Here is an 18,454-nt window from a genome sequence, read left to right on the forward strand (position 1 = left end):
GAGCCACACATGAATCTCAGCGCGCCTACCCAGATCGTTTTCATCATTTCCCTGGTCATCGCCATCATCGGCATTCTCGCCGCGCTTGGCGTTCTCGCGTTCATCCCGCTCGCATCGGTGTGGATCGTTCTCATTGCCTACATCGTGCTCGCCGCCGGTTGCCTGATGCGCGGCGCCTGACAGGTTTCCCTTGAAGTGGGGACGGAGAGCGCCCGGCCAAAAGCCGGGCGCTTTCGATTCCGGCCGACGGCTGATAGATTTGTCCCGGCGGAAGGATGGCCATGCCGATCGAGATGCAGCGCCGGGAGGAACAGGACCGCTCCATCGTAGGGCGCTTCGAGATGCGCCGGCGTCTTCCTGATCCAGCGCTTGACGGCATTGTGTCAGACATTTGCGGCTATCGCGAAACAGCGGCAGGCCATTTCCGCAATGTCGAATACGCATCACTGACCGTGCCGCTGGTGATTAGCTTCGCCGAGCCTTTCGCCATCGGCCTCGGCAGGACGCCTGGCGACAATGACCGCTTCGCCAGTTTCGCCGCCGGGCTTTTTGCCGGACCGGTGATGATCGAATCCTTCGGCGCCGCCTGCTGCATCCAGGTCAACTTCACGCCGCTTGGAGCGCGCCGTTTCTTCCGCTTGCCGATGAGCGAACTCACCGACAGCATGGTCGTCCTCGACGACGTGCTGGGCGCCGAGGGGACGGCACTGCGCGAACGGCTCGGCAATGCGTCGGACTGGGCGTCGCGTTTCGACCTTGCAGAAACCTTCGTCACCGCCCGGCTTGAGCGCGCCGCCGAAACGCCGCTGGAAATCGCCTGGGCGTATGACCGCATCATCGCTTCCGGCGGCCGGGTCCGCATTTCCTCCATCGCCGAAAAACTGGGCTGGAGCCGAAAGCATCTCGCCGGCAGCTTTTCCAATGCTATCGGCATCGGTCCGAAGACACTGTCGCGCATCGTCCGCTTCAACCGGGCGCTCGGCCTGTCACGGCGGCAGACCGCCGATTGGGCCGATATCGCCGCCGATTGCGGCTATGCCGACCAGGCGCACATGGTGCGCGAATTCCGCGACCTTGCAGGCGACGCGCCGACGGCGCTCTCGGTCAGGTAACATTTCTTCAAGACGCTGGACCGGCCATGGAACAGAGTGGGTTATCGGCCAACTCAGATCAAGAAGGTTCCCATGCCCACCGCCACTGAAGCCCCTCGCCTCTACCCTGCCTTGCGTTACAAAAACGCGGCGAAAATGATCGACTGGCTCTGCGAAGCCTTCGGCTTCAGCGTCCGTGCCCGCTATGGTGAAGGCGATGTCGTGCACCATGCCGAGCTAGTCTTCGGCACCTCGATGATCATGCTGGGCAGCGCGCGCGATGACGATTACGGCAAGATGGTCGGCGAACCCGGCACCGGTGGCGGCAAGTCGATCTATATCGCCGTCGATGATGCCGATGCCGCCTATGCCAGGGCCAGGAAAGCCGGCGCCACGATCATCCAGGAACTGACCGAGCGCGATTATGGCAGCCGCGAATTCATCTGCCGTGATCCGGAAGGCAATGTCTGGTCGTTCGGCACCTACTGGCCGAAGGCCGGGGAAAGGGCATAGGTCCTACCTAGCCAGCGAAAAAATCGCGTCGCAGTCGAGATGGGTCTCCAACTCGGCCGCGACGTCGTCCAGCGCCCGCTCGACTTCGGCGCGGTAGTCGATGCCGCCGCCCTTGATGCCGAGGCTTTCGAGGAATTTTCCGCGAAAGGCGTCGGCACCGAACAGACCGTGCATATAGGTGCCTGACACCTTGCCGTCGGCCGAGATCGCACCGTCGGCAACGCCATTGATGATCGCCGACGGCCGCATCGTGTCCGGGCCGGTGGTGCGGCCGAGATGGATTTCGTAGCCTTCGAGCGGCAGGTCGAACTGGACCGAATGCGCGCTGACATTGCGCACCGTCTTCTCCGGTTCCATCACCGTTTCGATATCGAGCAGGCCAAGCCCTTCGGCCTCGGTGATGCTGCCTTCGATGCCGTCGGGATCGCGCACCCTGCGGCCCAGCATCTGAAAGCCGCCGCAAATGCCGACGACATGGCCGCCGCGCTTGCGATGCGCGGCAAGATCTCGGTCCCAGCCATTCTCGCGGAATTTCAGGAGATCGCCGATCGTCGATTTGGAGCCGGGAATGACCACCAGCCCGGCATCGGCCGGCAGCGGTTTCCCAGGCGGCACGAACACCACCTCGACCTGCGGTTCGGCCTTGAGCGGGTCGAGGTCGTCGAAGTTGGCGATGCGGCCAAGCATCGGCACCGCTATTTTAAGCGCCCGCGCCTCGCCGGATGCCAGCCGCTCGAGCACCACCGAATCCTCCGACGGCAGCCGCGCCGCCGCCTTCAGCCACGGCACGACGCCAAAACAGCGCCAGCCGGTGAATTTCTCGATCGCCTTCAAACCGTCATCGAACAGCGAAACATCGCCCCGGAACTTGTTGATGAGATAGCCGACGATCATGCGCCGGTCCTCTTCCGGCAGGATCAGATGCGTGCCGGCGACCGAGGCGATGACACCGCCCCGATCGATGTCGCCGACCAGCACAACCGGCACGTCGGCACGCGTGGCAAAGCCCATATTGGCGATATCGCGGCTGCGGAGGTTGATTTCGGCCGGCGAGCCCGCGCCCTCGACGATGACCAGATCGGCGCCCTCGCCGACCTTGCCCCAGGAGTCGAGTACGGCATCCATCAGCTTGGCCTTCAGCGCCTGGTAGTCGCGCGCGCGCGCCTCACCGAACACCTTGCCCTGCACGATGACTTGGGCGCCGACATCGGTCTGCGGTTTCAACAGCACCGGGTTCATGTGGACCGATGGTGCCACGCCGCAAGCGATCGCCTGCAGCCACTGCGCGCGGCCGATCTCGCCGCCGCCATGGTTGTTGTCGCCCGGAATATCCGCGACGGCGGCGTTGTTCGACATGTTCTGCGGCTTGAACGGCCGCACCTTCAGGCCACGCTTCTTCGCGGCGCGGCACAGGCCGGCGACCAGCACCGTCTTGCCGACATCCGAACCGGTGCCTTGCAGCATGATTGCCCTGGCCATCAGATTCGGCCCTGCGTGGCGGGTCCAGTGATAGTGGATTTCTGCGCCAGTGGTCCGCCGCGCCAGATGTAGAGCGCCAAAAGCGGTTCGGTGCCGGTTCGCATGGCGTGGTTGACATTCGAGGCGTGGTGGACGACCTCGCCCGCCTCCCGCACTCGAAAACCGCCCTCGCCCATGCGCCATTCCGTGCCGCCCGTCAGCGGAATGTAGATCTCCTCGGCGACGTGATGATGGTCGGGATAGACAATGTCTGGCCCAAGGATCAGCAGGCCGGCGGACACTTCGTCATTGGCGAAAAGGCCGCGCGTACCGAACACTTCCAGCCAGCCATAATTGTCGATGAAGGCCTTGCTGAAATCCGCCTCGGTGTAGGTCTGCCCCCAGTGCAATCCGTTGCGATGCTCCGCCAGCCATTGCACCAATGGTTTGGCGGCAGGCGGCGCCAGTTCGGCGGCACGGTCGAGATGGCGCACGCAGCTGATCCTATGCGGCTCCAGCGCGCGGGCCGGCATGTCCCAGCCGATGCGGGCCACGGCGTCGCGCACCAGGGCATTGTCCACAGAAGTGAGATAGGCGTGGAATTGCCGAAGCAGCTCATCGAATTTTGTCGTCACATCTCGCTCCGGACATGCATTGGTGCACAGCCGCTCCGCGGCGGGTCGGGTTGCGCGGCGGCATCATTGGTCTAGATTGATGCGCGCGCAAAGCCAAAAACGACAGGCCAGCGGGCCAGCTGGCATATAGGGAGAGAACGCCATGGACGCCGCGGTCGATGCGAGCACCAGCCAGTTCGAACTCAACGAGGAACAGCGCGCCATCCAGGAGATGGCGCAGGCGTTCGCCGCCGACCGCGTCGCGCCGAATGCGCTCGACTGGGATCGCAGGAAGCATTTCCCGGCCGATGTGATCCGCGAGACCGGGCCGCTCGGCCTCGGCGGCATCTACGTCAGGGACGATGTCGGCGGCTCCGCGCTCGGCCGCCTCGACGCCGTGCTGATCTTCGAGGCGTTGTCACATGCCGACCCGGGCTTTTCGTCCTTCATCTCGATCCACAATATGGTGGCCTCGATGATCGACCGCTTCGGCGATGAGGAGCAGCGCCAGCGCTTCCTGCCGAAGCTCACCTCGATGGAATGGCTGGCGAGCTATTGCCTGACCGAGCCGGGCTCCGGATCGGATGCCGCGGCGCTCAAGACGCGCGCGGTCAAGAGCGGCGGCGACTATGTCCTCAACGGCGCCAAACAATTCATCTCGGGCGCCGGCGACAGCGATGTCTATGCCGTCATGGTGCGCACGGGCGCCGACGGGCCGAAAGGCATCTCCACCATCGTCGTACCGAAAGATGCGCCTGGCCTCTCCTTCGGCGCCAACGAGCACAAGATGGGCTGGCACATGCAGTCGACCCGCCAGGTCATCTTCGAGGACTGCAAGGTGCCGGCGGAAAACCTCTTGTCGGGTGAAGGCGCCGGCTTCGGCATCGCCATGGCCGGGCTCGATGGCGGCCGGCTGAACATCGCCGCCTGTTCGCTGGGCGGCGCCCAGTCGGCGCTCGACAAGGCGCTGTCCTACACCGCCGAGCGCAAGGCCTTCGGCTCGAAGATCAACCAGTTCCAGGCGCTGCAGTTCAGGCTGGCGGACATGGAGACCGAGCTGCAGGCAGCGCGCATCTTCCTCTATGCCGCCGCCTCCAAGCTCGACCGCAAGGCGCCGGACGCCGGCAAATGGTCTGCCATGGCCAAGCGTTTCGTCACCGACACCGGCTTCAACGTCGCCAACGATGCGCTGCAACTGCTCGGCGGCTACGGCTATCTGCACGATTACGGCGTCGAGAAATTGGTGCGGGACCTGCGCGTCCACCAGATCCTCGAAGGCACCAACGAGATCATGCGCGTCATTATCGCGCGCGCGTTGATCGGACGATAGGCAGTAGGCGTAGGCAGTAGGCAGTAGGCAGTAGGCAGTAGGCAAGAGATGACCGGCAAGATCAATTCTTACAAGGATCTTATCGTTTGGCAGCAGGCAATGGATCTGGCCGTCGCCACCTACTCCTTGACCAAGACATGGCCAAAAGAAGAAATGTATGGCCTGACCAGCCAAATCCGCCGCTCTGCAACCTCTATCCCTGCCAACATCGCTGAGGGCTATGGCCGCGACAACAGAGGCTCCCATCAGCAATTTCTCGGGATAGCCCAAGGCTCACTGAAGGAGTTCGAGACACACCTCCAGATCGCTGAACGCATTGGCCTCGCCACGCATGATCAGGCTCATCAGATGCTATTGGCGACCGAGGGTCTTGGAAAAATGCTTCGCCAACTCATTATCAAACTTGCCCCAGAATAAAGTCCCTACTGCCTACTGCCTACGGCCTTACCCAACCACGGAGCGTCACAATGACCACAATCGCCTTCATCGGCCTCGGCAACATGGGCAATCCGATGGCCGCCAATCTGGTAAAGGCCGGGCATGCGGTTCTAGGCTTCGATCTCATGCCGGAGAACCTTACGGTCGCAAGGGAGCATGGCGTGACGGTGATGGCCAACGCCATCGCGGCAGTCAAAGATGCCGATGTCGTCATCACCATGCTCCCTGCCGGCAAGCACGTGCTGTCGGTCTATGAAGACATCGCGCCCAAGGCAAAAAAAGGCGCGCTGTTCATTGATTCCTCGACCATCGACGTCGAGTCGGCGCGCAAGGCGCATGCGATTGCCGCCAAACACGGCCTGCTCTCCATCGACGCGCCCGTCTCGGGCGGCACCGGCGGTGCGGCGGCCGGCACGCTGACCTTCATGGCCGGCGGCTCCACCGATGCCTTCGCCGCCGCCGAGCCGATCCTGAAGCCGATGGCCGGGCGCATCGTCCATTGCGGCGGCGACGGTGCCGGCCAGGCGGCGAAAATCTGCAACAATATGATCCTCGGCATTTCGATGATCGGCGTCGCCGAGGCCTTCGTGCTGGCCGAAAAGCTCGGCCTGTCGCATCAGGCGCTGTTCGACGTCGCCTCGACCTCTTCGGGCCAATGCTGGTCCTTGACCACCTACTGCCCGGTGCCCGGTCCGGTGCCCACTTCACCCGCCAACAGGGATTACAAGCCGGGCTTCGCCGCTGCCCTTATGCTGAAAGACCTGAAATTGTCCCAGGAAGCCGCACTGAGCGCGGGCGCGGTGACCCCACTTGGCGCCGAGGCGGCACAGCTCTACGCCCTGTTCAACGCCCAGGGGTACGGCGGCGCCGATTTCTCCGGCATAATTAATTTTCTCAGGGGCAACCCAGCGTAACCAGCGGATTTGATGGGTTTTTTCCAGATCAACCCGGCAGAAGAACCGCAAATTTAGATTTGCTTAAGCTCTCGATAACTCTGCGGTAACGATGTCCCTATAAAACGGACTGCGAGGCGGACATATCGCATCCGCCCGGCGCTCCGGATCAGGTCTCGCGTACCGGAGCCCGTAAGTTTCGCCAAGTGTTTGCGTAGCGAAACGCCATGCGTATCTGGCAAAGCCGCGTTCCCGATGGAGCGCGGTTTTTGCATTTCTGCCGCACCCACTTCTCCCCGATGTCTATATTCCGATCGCCGCGTTCGGGATTGGCACATGATCTTCGTTGGTCAGCACAATCGGCGCGTCCACTCCATCGACCCTGACCACAAGCAGGCGGATGCTCCACGTGCCGGCATTGCGGACCAGATGGGATAACACGGTGGCTTTGCCCTTGGCGCCGTGGACGGGAATGCTGAACTGGGCGTCGCCCGTGCCGTTCGCACTGACGTTGAGATGGCCGCCGACCCAGAAATTGTCGGTCACGTCGTCGCCAATGGCAGCCTTGACGCGGGTATCGGAACGCACGGCGTCCATGGTCATGTGGTAGGCGTCGCTGCCTTTGAACATGAAGGGGATGCTGCCGACCGCCGTCGCACAGCCCCCGATACTGAGCACCCAGACAGCCAGGCCGGCTATTGCCCAGTTGCGCTGCGTCTTGCGGAACTGCTCGGCGTCGCGCCAGGCCCGGTTCTGCCAGGCCCAGCGGCTGCCGCGTGCTCCGAGCACGAAGATCATGACGAGGTTGACGACCGGGATCAGTGCCAGCAGCGCGATGAAGGTGCTGTTGCCGATGCCCCAGATCCAGTTGAGGAAGAAGGCGCCCCAATTCCAGCGGTCGAGCTCGGCCGGGATTTCAGCCGGCTGGTTGAGCGGTTGTCCGGCCATGATGTCCCCCCATCGGTGCTTATACCGATTGGTTCTAGACCATGATTTCGACAATGCGCAAAATCAAAGTTCCGCAGGGTCTATTTCAAGCCTTTGACGACAGCCGGCGAAAATTCGCCTTCACCGCGCGGCTGGCGGGCTTGAGCGCGGCGCTGATCGACCGTTCCGCCGCGACGCCGTTGAACAGCGACGGCGTGCGACCGGAAAGGAGTTCCGGCCAGAATCGCGATGCCGATTGCAGGAAGGACATTTGCGCCGCGAACGCGCCCTCGGCGATTGCCGCGGTCTTCTCGTTCACCGCACGCGCGGTTTCGGTGCTCCAGGGCTGGCTGCTGCCGCTGTCCATCGCCATCAACGGCAGGCGCATCATCGCCACCAGCGGCGCCAGCATCAGGTCAGCGCCGATGCTGGCTGCTTCTTGCGCGCGTCGGCTCTTGCCGGTTTTTGTCATGGAAATGAACCCCTTGTCGCGGCCGGATGGCTGCTGCCGGACACACTACGCGCGGAGGATAACGTTTGTTCCCCATCGGGCAGCATGTTTCTCGAGGCCGGGCGTTCCCCTGAAGAAACGCCCGGTCGAGGTTCGCCTTACCGCTTGCGCAGATCGGCCTGCGCCAGATCCAGCGCCTTGCGGATCCGCTCGCAGGCCATGTCGATCGTGTCGCGGGTCCAGATCAGCGGCGGCGACAGGATCATCGTGTCGCCGGTGGCGCGCAGCATCATGCCGTTGGCGATGGCATGGTCGCGCACCGTCACCGCGGCACTTCCCGACGGCAGGAACCGTTCCTTGGTCGCCTTGTCCTTGACGATCTCGATCGCGCCCATCAGCCCGATCGAGCGTACCTCGCCGACCAGATCATGCCCGGCGATACGCTCCTGCAGCGCCTTGGCGAAATAAGGCCCAGTTTCGTTCCTGACACGATCGACCAGGCCTTCCTGCTCGATGATCTCGAGGTTCTTCAAGGCCACCGCGCAGGCCACGGGGTGGCCGGAATATGTGTAACCATGGTTGAACTCGCCGCCCTTCTCGACCAGCGTCGAGGTGATGCGGTCGCCGACCAGCAGCGCCGACAGCGGTTGATATCCCGAGGTCAGCGCCTTGGCGGTGGTGATGGTGTCCGGTTCGATGCCGAAGGTCTGTGCCGCGAACCATTCGCCGGTGCGGCCATAGCCGGTGATGACCTCGTCCAGCATCAGCAGCACATCGTATTTGCGGCAGATGCGCTGCACCTCAGGCCAGTAGCTCGCCGGCGGGATCTTGACGCCGCCCGCACCCATTACCGGCTCGCCGATGAAGGCCGCGACCTTGTCGGCCCCGGCCTCGAGGATGGCGTCCTCGACCGATTTGGCCGCGCGCAGGCCGAAATCATGGTCGCTCTCGCCCGGCAGCGCCAGCTCATAGGCATAGGGCATCATCACATGCACGATGTTGGGCACCGCTCCGTTGAGCTGCTTGTGCATGGCGTCCATGCCGCCGAGCGAGGTGCCGGCGATGGTCGAGCCGTGATAGGCCATCTTGCGCGAGATGACGCGGTTCTTCTCGGGCTTGCCCTCGATCACCCAGTAGTGACGGACAAGACGCAAGGCGGTGTCGTTGGCTTCCGAGCCGGAGGAGCCGTAGAACACCTGGTTGACGTTCTTCGGGGCGATCTCGGCCAGCTTCTTGGACAACAGCACCGGCGTCGGCGTCGAGCATTTGAAGAAGGAATTGTAGTAAGGCAGTTCCTTCATCTGGGCGTAGGCGGCCTCGGCCAGTTCGTCGCGGCCATAGCCGATGTTGACGCACCACAGGCCGGCCATGCCGTCGAGCAGTTCCACCCCTTCGGAATCGTAGATGAACGGGCCATTGGCGCGGGTGATGATGCGCGAACCCGCCTCACGCAATTCCTTGTGGTCGGTGAAGGGATGGAGGTGATGCGCGGCGTCGATCTGCTGAAGCTGCTTCAGCGAATAATTCTGATAGGTCATGTCTGGATCTTTCCTCTGGATTCAGTCCGGTTGGCGCCGGGGCGAATGCATCAGAGGGCGGCGGGTGGCGAATAACCGATGCGGGCGCACAGCCGCAAAAGCTCCGCACGCAGCGTGCGCGGTGACGGTGTCACCGCGACCCCGAACGTGCAGACAAAGGTCATAGCAGGAGCCATGCCAGGCACCTTAGAGCAAAGGCTGGCCGAGGTGAACCACCCTTTGCCTGGCCCATGACGGATACTTCTAAGCCTTGGCGCTCAGTGCCCGCTGCAGGAAGACATATTTCATCGCCGTCTGCGCCGCCTGCGGCCGGCGGTCGCCCCGCCCGCCATGGCCGCCTTCGGTCTCCTCGAAGAACAGTGTCCTGTCGTGGCCGGCCTCCTGCAGGCGAGCCGCCATCTTGCGCGCATGGCCGGGATGGACGCGGTCGTCGGCGGTCGAGGTCGTCAGCAGCACCGGCGGATAGGCGGCCCCCGCCTTGACGTGCTGGTAGGGCGAATAGGCGGCCAGCCACCTGGCGTCCTCCGGCTTCGACGGATCGCCATACTCGGCCATCCATGAGGCGCCGGGCGGCAATTCGGTGTAGCGCAGCATGTCGAGCAGCGGCACCTCGATGATGACGGCGCCGAAGAGTTCCGGGCGCTGCGTCAGCGAAACGCCGGTCAGCAGGCCGCCATTCGAGCCACCCTGGATGCCGAGCGAGCCTGCCGTCGCGATGCCGCGCCTGACGACGTCCTCGGCCACCGCGGCAAAATCGTCAAAACCGTTCTGGCGATTGCCTTTCAGCGCCGCCTGATGCCAGGCCGGGCCGAACTCGCCGCCGCCGCGAATGCAGGCCTGCACATAGGCATTGCCCTTCTCCAGCCACAGCCTGCCGCGCACGCCGGCATAGCCGGGCAAGAGCGGCACTTCGAAGCCGCCATAGCCGTAGAGCAGCGTCGGCACCGGTCCTTTCTGGTCGCGCCGCCGGACGACGAAGTATGGGATCATCGTACCGTCCTTCGAGCGCGCCTCGAACTGTTCCGAGATCAGCGGCGCGGCATCGAAGCGCGCCGGCTGCGACTTCACCGTGGCGAGCGTCTCGCCATCGTCATCCGACCAGATGATCGAGCTTGGCGTCAGGAAATCGGTGAAGGAGAAGGACACGCTGGAGCCGAAGTGCTCGGCATGGCTGATGCCGACAGTGCCGTTCTCAGGCAACGCGACCGGCTTCAGAGACCAGGCGCCATTCTTGCGCTCGCAAACGAGAACCTTGCCGCGCACATTGTCCATCAGGCTGATGAACAGCCGGTCCTGCGTTCTGGCGAGCCCGGCGATGGACACGCGATGCGCCGGCGCCAGCAGGGTTTCGATGGTGCCCAAGCCGCCGGTTTCGATCCAGTGGGCGAAATCGAGCGAATAGAGCCCGTCCGGTTGGCACAGCGTGCCGTCCGGCGCCGTCCAGGGCGTGCGCACCCCGAACACCAGCTGGTCCTTGAAAAGCGATGTGTCGGTGGCGTCGTCGGGCAGCGGAATGCGCCTGTTCTCACCGGACGGGAGATGCAGGAAACTGTGCGATGCGAAGAAATTGATTGCCCGCGCCAGAAACACGTGACGCTTGTCGCCGTCGAACTCGACGCCCGCGCCGGCGGCGAGATCGTCTTTCTGCGCCTCGAAAATGGGTGTTGCGTCTTCGAGGCTGGTGCCGCGCTTCCAGAGCTTGATCACACGCGGATAGCCGGACTCGGTCTTGTCGGATTCCTCGAAGGCCGCCGAGACGATGACCGTGTCCTTGTCCAGCCAGCCGAAACCCGACTTGGAAGCCGGCGCACGGAACCCGCCCTCGATGAACGATCTGGTTTCAATGTCGAATTCGCGCATCTCGCTGGCGTCGCCGCCGTCCGGCGACATCGAGAGCAGGCAGCGGCTGAAGTCCGGATAGAGCCGGCTGGCGCCGCTGAACACCCATTTTATCCCCTCCTTCGCCGCGAGCTGGTCGAAATCGATGATCGTTTCCCAGACCGGGTTCTCGGTCTTGTAGGAAGCGACCGTCGTGCGGCGCCACAGGCCGAGCGCATTGGTCTTGTCCTGCCAGAAATTGTAGACATGGCCGGCGATTGCCGCGCCGACGGCGATGTTGTCCTCGGCCGTCATCAGGTCGAGTGCCGTCTGGAACGACGCCTGATACGAAGGATCGCCTTGCAATTCGCCAATCGCGATCTCGTTCTGGCCATGCACCCAGTCGAGCGACTGTTTGCTGGTCCTGTCCTCCAGCCAGAGGAAGGGGTCCGCGGTATCGGCTTCTGGCTTGGCGATGGGCTTGGTCATGGAATCTCCAAATAGGCAACGCTTGGGCATGCAACATCGACATGCCGCGTCCGATATTCAAGAGTTGCTGCCAAGGATTTAGGCCTTGCCGCGACCGGGGAGGCTCGCGACCGCCAGGGCCAGGCACATGAGGCAAAGCGTGATCGGCAGGCCTCTCGCGCCCAGTATATCCATGGCGCTGCCAGCCAGCGGCGGCACGGCTATGCCGCCGACGCCCCACATCAGCGAGAAGGCGGCGTTGCCGGCGACCAGGGTCGAGCCGGTGAAACGCTCGCCAAGCTCGATGATCGACATCGTGTAGATGCCATAGGAGACCGCGCCCCAGACGAAGATCATCGGCCAGATCAGCGGCGTTTCGATGAGAAGCGGCAGCAACACGCATCCGAGCACGGTCAAGGAAACACAGGCAAGCCGAACCAGGCGTGCGGTCAGCCTCTCCGCCAGCAGGCCGAGCGGCACCTGCATGGCAATGTTGCCGGCGATCATCATCGACAGCAGCGCCGACATGCGGGCTTCCGCGATACCATAGTGGTTACCATAGACCGGCAGCAAGGCCAGCGCCCCCTGTTCGAACCCCGCGGCCACGATGACCGCCAACAGAAGCAGCCAGGCCATCGGTACGAAGCCCAGAACGGAAACCCGATGCCCGGCCTCGTCCACCTTCGGCAGGCGCGGCAGCACCGACGCCAGGCACATGCCGCATAGCACGAAGGCGCAAATACCGACGAGGAAGGGCGGCCATCCCTGCGTACCGACGGCGAGCAGGCAGAGCGGGCCGGCCGCGAAGCCGGCCGAAATGATCGTCGAATAGACGCCCATGATGCCCCCGCGCCTGGCCGGCGGCGCAAGGGCAATTACCCAGATTTCGCTCAAGACATAGAGCGGATTGGTCACCACGCCGATCAGGAAGCGCAGCGGAAACCACAGATAGACATTCTGCGTCCAGCCGATCAGCGCCAGCACGACGGCCGAGAGCGCGGCGCAAGTAAGCGCCGTGCGGCCCGCCCCAAACCGCCGCGCCAGCCCCGGGATCAGCGGCGAAGAGACGATGAAGCCGATCGGCGTCATCGCAGCCGACAGGCCGATCATCGCCGGCGAGACGCCCTGGCGCTGCAGGATGAAGCTCAGCAGCGGATAGGACAGACCCTGCGCGATGGCGAACACCGAGACGGTCGCGATCACGCCGGTGATCGCCGCCCATTGCATTCCTTCGCCAGTTTTCGAATCCGCCGCGGCCATGGTCCTACCGTTGGTGCCCGGCAGGATTAACGGTTCGGCCAGACAGCCGAAAGCCCCGCCGGCGGAAAGCGCTTGCTCCAGCCAGATCCATGTCAGGAGGCTCGACGTTGCTAGGAGCGGTACAAGGCGAAGGCGACCAGTACCGCATCGAGACCGGCGATCACCACGGGCAGGCCCAGCGGGCCGATGCCTTGCATCAGCTGACCGGCACCCGGCGGGCAGACAATGCCGCCAACGCCCCACAGCAGGGCGAAGGCCGCATTGCCGGTGACGAGCAGCGTGCCCCAATGCCATCGCATATACGCTGTAGCCGACCGCGCGCATCACCAGCAACACCGCCCCAGATCAACGGCATGGTGAGCAGCAGCGCCGCGCAGATTGCCGTCGCCACCGCGCAGGCGCGGCTCTGGCCGAGCGGCCGCGGACTGGAATGAATGGCGGATCCCCGGCCCGGCGGCACTACGGGAAATAGCGGGCAATCGCGCCCTTCTTGCCGTCGGCGTATGGCTTCAACCACTTGTCGTCGATATTGAGGCCGTCGTCGTCGGAAGGCCCCTTGCCGATTGTCCTGCGCCAGGCGCGGAATTTGTAGTGGTCGAACACGTCAAGCATGTGCACGGCATAGGCGGCCGCAAAGGTCTTGTCGCCCTCGACGATCACCATGTTCTCGTCGTTCTCGTAGGACGCCTTGTAACCGAGATTGTGGCTGCCGGTGATGACGGTGGCGTTGTCTTCCATCGGATCGATGATGACGATCTTGTCGTGCACGATCGCATGGCCGACGGTCAGCACCTCCGCCTGGAAGTCGCGGGCGATCGTGGCGCCGGTCAGGTTTGCCGCACGCACGATGGAGACGTTCGGCGCTTCCCAGACCTTCTCCGGATAGACGAACGGCGCCTTGCCGTCCTTGTTCGACTTGTGGGTGACCGCATCCTTGGTCGGCGCGACATAGTTGGGCATGGCGGTTTGGTCAGAGATCGCGCCCTGCACGATCAGGTTCGGATCGGCCTTGGCCGCCGCCACGGCCTGGTCGACGATCGAGTTGTCGCCGAGCAGCGAGGGATTGAACACCAGGAACAGCACCGCCCGCTTCGCCGCTTTGATGCGGGCAAACACATCCGCGAGGTCGACCGGCCGCACGGAGATGTCCTTCTTGTTGCGGTCAGGGTCGTTGGGCGAAAACCAGACCGTCATGCCGTCCAGCGCTGCGGTGGCGCCGTTGAGCGGATTGGGCATGTGGTTCTCCCCGCGGAACGGCACGCCTTGTGTCTGCGCGACACGACCGGCCGCACTTTCCGAGGCCGGGGGCGGAAAGACGTCGGCCTTCATGCGCTGCCAATAAGCGTCGAATATCTCGGCCATCGCCGGGTCGTCGCGGATGAAGGCGTTGTTGGACTGTCCGCAGATACCGGTCGACGTCCAGTTGGTGCTGCCGGTCATCACTGCTTGCGGCTTGCCGTGGGCATCGCGGTAGACCGCAAATTTGTTGTGGCCGATGTGGTTGTTGTTGAACAGGCGGTCCGTCACCACGACGCCCGCGTCATGCAGGCGCTTCCTGTATGGCGCATTGCCGGCATCCCAGGCCTTGGTCTCGTCGTCCCTGCCCGAATTGGAAAGGATGACCTCGACGGCGTCCTTGGCGGCGATGATGGCATCGCACAGCTCGTCGTCACCGAGTTCATAGAGCGCGAGCCTGACGGTGCCGCCTTCGGTCTTGGCCCGCTTCAGGAGGCTGGTCAGCACGTCGGGAACATCGCCATGCAGATAGGCCCGTATCTTGCTCGTCGGGTCCTGCAGCACTGCCCTGATCTTGTCGCGCTGCCCGACCTTGATGCCGGCCTCCTGCAGCGCATGCGACATCCATTGCGTCGACAGCACGCCATTGGTGAAGGCAACGCGCGCCTTGCCGAACATCTGACCCAGATAGATCGGCGGGCTGACCGCACCCTTGCCGAGATAACCGAGCGGGCGCGCCGTGCCGGTGTAGGCGGGTTTGCCGTCGACGATCTGATCAGGGCGCACCGGCACCGCATCGAGGCCTGGCTTCATGTCGCCGACCGGGCGCACCCGGTAGGCGATCATTTCGCCGTCCGGCCTGACGTCAATGCTGTCGCGCCGGCGCCGCACGGTGAGATCGCGCCAGAATGTCTTCTGCACCGGCCAGACGCCGGTATCCTGCGGGATCCAGTCCTTGTTCCTCTGCCCCTTGAAGGGCACCCAGGAGGCCAGGCAGCGCTCCTCGCCTGTACCGGGATAGAGGCGCACGATCTCGAAACCGAGGCAGCCCGGGATCATCCCGTCTATGTCCCAGGAAAGGAACGCGACTTCGTTGTTTGTCGCGGCACGCACTTTGACGACGTCAGGCATGGCTGTCCCTCCAGAGACACTCGGCACGCAAGTATGTCAGAAGTAGCGAGTATGTCAGAAGTAAAAGACGATACTGTAACGTACGACCCGTCGATATCCATCGCGCTCGGCACTCGTTGAGCGCGACGCTGTGGACCGGGCAATGTCGCAGCCATACGGCTGCCGTTCAGGCATGTCGCTTCCCTCGCCCTAGTGGTCGCCGCCTCCGCAATGGCTGGCGGGTCGCCGGTCCATTATGCCGGCCGCTATTCGCATCCTACGAGGACCATCATGACCGCCGCCCTAAACCCCTTGGAACCGGCTCTGGCACCCGACCGTGCCCGCCGTGGCGGCCGCGCCGGAAAGCGCGCTGGAGGCTCGGCCGCCTTCGAGCAACCGGCTTTCCGCCAGTTGAAAAACCCGCTGGCGCCGACCAGGCTGGTGTCGGAAGACGAGCTGGAATCGATCCACCTCGCTTCCTTGCGCGTACTGCGGGAAATCGGTGTCGACGTCCTGCACGACGAAGCCCGCCGCATCATGAAGGCGCATGGCGCCGATGTGCGCGAAGGCTCGGAGCGCGTACGCTTCGACAGCGACATGATCCTCGAACTCGTCTCGCACTGCCCGTCGGAATTCACCATCCATGCCCGCAACCCTGCGCATAATGTGCGCTTTGGCGGCGACAATCTGATCATCTCGATGATGGCGTCGGCGCCCAACTGCTCCGACATCGACCGCGGGCGACGGCCCGGCAACCAGCAGGACTACCGCAATTTCCTGCGCCTGGCGCAGATGCACAACATCCTGAATTGCACCGGCGGCTATCCGGTAGAACCGACCGACATCCATCCGTCGGTGCGCCACCTCGAATGCATCCGCGACCTCGCCACGCTGACCGACAAGGTGTTCCACATTTATTCGCTCGGCAAGGAGCGCAATGTCGATGGCATCGAGATCGCCAGGATCGCGCGCGGCATCAGCCACGAGCAACTGCTCGAGGAGCCGTCCGTCTTCACCATCATCAACACCAATTCGCCGCTCAAGCTCGACGTGCCGATGATGGAAGGCATCATCCAGATGTCGAGCAAGGGCCAGGTCGTTGTCGTCACGCCCTTCACCCTGTCGGGCGCCATGGCGCCGGTCACCATTGCCGGCGCGCTGGTGCAGCAGAATGCCGAGGCGCTGTCCGGCATCGCCTTTGCCCAGATGGTACGCAAGGGAGCACCCGTCGGCTATGGCGGCTTCACCTCCAATGTCGACATGAAGTCAGGCTCACCGGCCTTCGGCACGCCCGAATATATGAAGGCGCAGCTTGTCGGCGGCCAGCTTGCCCGTCGCTACAACATCCCCTACCGCACCTCCAACACCTGCGCCGCCAACACGGTCGACGCGCAGGCGGCCTATGAGAGCGTGTTCTCGCTATGGGGCGCCATCCAGGGCGGCGGCAATCTGATGATGCATGCCGCCGGCTGGCTCGAGGGCGGCCTGCGCTGCTCCTACGAGAAAACCATTCTCGACATCGACCTGTTGCAGATGGTAGCCGAATTCCTCACCCCGCTCGACCTGTCCGAAGAGGCGCTCGGCTTCGACGCCATCCAGTCGGTTGGCCCCGGCGGCCATTTCTTCGGCACCCAGCACACGCAGGACCGCTACAAGACCGCCTTCTATTCGCCCATCATTTCCGACTGGCGCAATTTCGAGACCTGGGCGGAAGCCGGCTCGCCGACGGCGCTCGAAAAGGCCAACAAGGTCTGGAAGGAACGACTGGCGTCCTATGAAGAACCCTACATGGATCCGGCGATCCGCGAAGAACTCAACGACTTCGTCCAGAAGCGCACAGCCGAAGGCGGCGCGCCGACCGATTTTTGATCAATGTTGTTGATGAACAGTCGACCCCCCCACCCCGTCGCGCGGCGCTCGACACCTCTCCCCCGATCGACGGGGGAGAGGAAGGGCGCGAGCGTGCCCCGGATGGCTCCCTTCCTCTCCCTCCGGAGGGGGGAGAGGTGGCGCCGCGAAGCGGCGACGGAGTGGGGGAAGCCGCTGGTCAACCCCGCAGTCGCCGCAAGACAGGCACAACCCAGCGGGCGCGCAACCTCAGGCAAGCAGGCAATCAGGCGGAAGCATTGCTTTGGCTTGAACTGAAGGCGCGCAAGCTTGGCGGCTATCGCTTTACACGCCAGTTTTCCATCGGCCCCTTTTTTGCTGACTTCTGTTGCCGCGAGCGAAGGCTCGTCGTTGAGATTGACGGCTCGCAACACGCCGGCAGTTCACATGACCGCCGCCGCGACGACTTCATGCGCGGCCAAGGCTATTCGATCCTGCGTCTTTGGAACCATGACGTTCTGAAACATCGTACTTCCGTCTGTGAAGCCATTCTTGCCGCGCTTGACGGCAGGCTGGTCGAGGATACCACTGTCTCCGACCTCCGCTTCGTCTTCGCGCTGCGCTTATCCGATTCAATTTCTCTAAAAACGGACCTATCTTCATGAAATCCCATGCAAAAGCGGTTGTCATCGGCGGCGGTGTCGTCGGCTGCTCGGTGCTCTATCACCTGGCCAAGGCCGGCTGGACCGACATCATGCTGATCGAGCGCTCGGAGTTGACCTCCGGCTCGTCCTGGCACGCGGCGGGCGGCTTCCACACGCTGAACGGCGACCCCAACGTCGCCAAGCTGCAGGCCTACACGGTGCAACTCTACAAGGAGATCGAGGAAATCTCCGGCCAGTCCTGCTCGCTGCACCTGACCGGCGGCGTGATGATGGCCGACACGCCGGAACGCATGGACTTCCTGCGCCTTGCCCATGCCAAGGGGCGTTATCTCGGCATGGACACCGAGCTGATCACGCCGTCCGAAGCCAAGGCGATGTTCCCGCTGATGGACGAGAAGAACTTCGTCGGCGCCATGTGGGATCCGGTGGAAGGCCATCTCGACCCGTCCGGCACCACCATCGCCTACTCCAAGGCGGCGAAGAAACTCGGCGCCGAGATCGTGCTGCGCAATCGCGTCGTTGATCTCACGCAGCAGCCTGACGGCACGTGGAACGTCGTCACCGAACAGGGCACGGTCCACGCCGAGCATGTCGTCAATTGCGGCGGCCTGTGGGCGCGCGAGATCGGCCGCATGGTCGGCGTCGAGCTGCCCGTGCTGGCCATGGAGCACATGTACCTCCTCACCGAGCCGATGCCGGAGGTCGAGGAGTTCAACAAGTCGACGGGCCGCGAAATGATCGGCGTGCTCGACTTCAACGGCGATATCTACACAACCCAGGATCGCAACCGAATCCAGCACGGCACCTTTGAAAAGGA

At 63.6% G+C, this 18,454-nt stretch carries 18 protein-coding genes and 1 pseudogene; 9 read left to right on the forward strand and 10 right to left on the reverse strand.

Annotated features, from left to right (window positions below):
• Positions 1-9: 9 nt before the first annotated feature.
• From FJV80_RS31305 to FJV80_RS31315, 3 genes are all read left to right on the forward strand, one after another.
• Positions 10-180, forward strand: coding sequence for a hypothetical protein (locus tag FJV80_RS31305; protein ID WP_080511798.1), 171 nt, complete (start codon positions 10-12; stop codon positions 178-180).
• Between the two features lie 101 nt (positions 181-281).
• On the forward strand, positions 282-1,112 hold the full coding sequence (locus FJV80_RS31310) for an AraC family transcriptional regulator (protein ID WP_142878234.1): 831 nt from the start codon (positions 282-284) through the stop codon (positions 1,110-1,112).
• A 72-nt stretch (positions 1,113-1,184) separates the two neighbouring features.
• Positions 1,185-1,604 (forward strand): VOC family protein, encoded by a 420-nt coding sequence (locus FJV80_RS31315; protein WP_095772923.1) that lies wholly within the window; start codon positions 1,185-1,187, stop codon positions 1,602-1,604.
• Between the two features lie 3 nt (positions 1,605-1,607).
• Here the strand turns inward: FJV80_RS31315 and FJV80_RS31320 are convergent, their stop codons facing one another.
• Positions 1,608-3,083, reverse strand: coding sequence for a cobyric acid synthase (locus FJV80_RS31320; RefSeq protein WP_095772924.1), 1,476 nt, complete (start codon positions 3,081-3,083; stop codon positions 1,608-1,610).
• The gene (locus FJV80_RS31325; protein WP_142878235.1) at positions 3,083-3,697 is read right to left on the reverse strand and encodes a dimethylsulfonioproprionate lyase family protein; all 615 of its coding nucleotides are present in this window, start codon (positions 3,695-3,697) and stop codon (positions 3,083-3,085) included. The genes FJV80_RS31320 and FJV80_RS31325 overlap by 1 nt, the downstream gene beginning before the upstream one ends.
• 142 nt (positions 3,698-3,839) lie before the next feature.
• On the opposite strand from FJV80_RS31325, the gene FJV80_RS31330 reads away from it, so the two are divergent.
• Genes FJV80_RS31330 through mmsB form a run of 3 tightly spaced genes read left to right on the forward strand, consistent with a single transcriptional unit; the run spans position 3,840 to position 6,358 of the window.
• Entirely contained in the window at positions 3,840-5,006 is a 1,167-nt protein-coding gene (locus FJV80_RS31330; RefSeq protein ID WP_095772926.1) for an isobutyryl-CoA dehydrogenase, read from the forward strand.
• A gap of 48 nt (positions 5,007-5,054) precedes the next feature.
• Positions 5,055-5,423, forward strand: a complete 369-nt coding sequence (locus FJV80_RS31335; RefSeq protein WP_142878236.1) for a four helix bundle protein — start codon at positions 5,055-5,057, stop codon at positions 5,421-5,423.
• A 50-nt stretch (positions 5,424-5,473) separates the two neighbouring features.
• The gene (mmsB, locus tag FJV80_RS31340; protein WP_142878237.1) at positions 5,474-6,358 is read left to right on the forward strand and encodes a 3-hydroxyisobutyrate dehydrogenase; all 885 of its coding nucleotides are present in this window, start codon (positions 5,474-5,476) and stop codon (positions 6,356-6,358) included.
• Between the two features lie 282 nt (positions 6,359-6,640).
• Here mmsB and FJV80_RS31345 read toward each other — a convergent pair whose 3' ends face one another.
• The 8 genes and pseudogenes from FJV80_RS31345 to FJV80_RS31380 form a co-directional block, all read right to left on the reverse strand.
• Entirely contained in the window at positions 6,641-7,285 is a 645-nt protein-coding gene (locus tag FJV80_RS31345) for a cytochrome c oxidase assembly factor Coa1 family protein (protein ID WP_095772929.1), read from the reverse strand.
• 85 nt (positions 7,286-7,370) lie between these two features.
• Positions 7,371-7,676: a hypothetical protein gene (locus FJV80_RS31350; RefSeq protein ID WP_245318123.1), complete on the reverse strand. Its 306-nt coding sequence runs from the start codon at positions 7,674-7,676 to the stop codon at positions 7,371-7,373.
• 197 nt (positions 7,677-7,873) lie between these two features.
• Positions 7,874-9,253 carry an aspartate aminotransferase family protein gene (locus FJV80_RS31355; RefSeq protein ID WP_095772931.1) on the reverse strand — a complete coding sequence of 460 codons (1,380 nt, stop codon included), beginning with the start codon at positions 9,251-9,253 and terminating at the stop codon, positions 7,874-7,876.
• A gap of 50 nt (positions 9,254-9,303) precedes the next feature.
• On the reverse strand, positions 9,304-9,429 hold the full coding sequence (locus FJV80_RS31360) for a capsid protein (protein WP_095772932.1): 126 nt from the start codon (positions 9,427-9,429) through the stop codon (positions 9,304-9,306).
• 67 nt (positions 9,430-9,496) lie between these two features.
• Positions 9,497-11,560 carry a prolyl oligopeptidase family protein gene (locus tag FJV80_RS31365; protein WP_095772933.1) on the reverse strand — a complete coding sequence of 688 codons (2,064 nt, stop codon included), beginning with the start codon at positions 11,558-11,560 and terminating at the stop codon, positions 9,497-9,499.
• A gap of 78 nt (positions 11,561-11,638) precedes the next feature.
• A complete protein-coding gene (locus FJV80_RS31370; RefSeq protein WP_142878238.1) occupies positions 11,639-12,799 on the reverse strand; it encodes an MFS transporter in 1,161 nt (386 codons plus the stop codon).
• 110 nt (positions 12,800-12,909) lie between these two features.
• Positions 12,910-13,199, reverse strand: a pseudogene (locus tag FJV80_RS31375) (MFS transporter); the annotation flags it as partial.
• 59 nt (positions 13,200-13,258) lie between these two features.
• Positions 13,259-15,166, reverse strand: a complete 1,908-nt coding sequence (locus tag FJV80_RS31380; RefSeq protein ID WP_142878239.1) for a phospholipase D-like domain-containing protein — start codon at positions 15,164-15,166, stop codon at positions 13,259-13,261.
• A 270-nt stretch (positions 15,167-15,436) separates the two neighbouring features.
• Between FJV80_RS31380 and FJV80_RS31385 the strand changes: the two genes are divergently transcribed.
• The 3 genes from FJV80_RS31385 to FJV80_RS31395 form a co-directional block, all read left to right on the forward strand.
• Positions 15,437-17,014, forward strand: coding sequence for a trimethylamine methyltransferase family protein (locus tag FJV80_RS31385; RefSeq protein WP_142878240.1), 1,578 nt, complete (start codon positions 15,437-15,439; stop codon positions 17,012-17,014).
• A 137-nt stretch (positions 17,015-17,151) separates the two neighbouring features.
• Positions 17,152-17,637, forward strand: coding sequence for a DUF559 domain-containing protein (locus FJV80_RS31390; RefSeq protein WP_142878241.1), 486 nt, complete (start codon positions 17,152-17,154; stop codon positions 17,635-17,637).
• The coding region (locus FJV80_RS31395) for an FAD-binding oxidoreductase (RefSeq protein WP_142878242.1) at positions 17,634-18,454 on the forward strand (821 nt) is incomplete at its 3' end. The genes FJV80_RS31390 and FJV80_RS31395, both read left to right, overlap by 4 nt.

The organism is Mesorhizobium sp. WSM4310, from assembly GCF_007003935.1.
Lineage (GTDB): Bacteria > Pseudomonadota > Alphaproteobacteria > Rhizobiales > Rhizobiaceae > Mesorhizobium.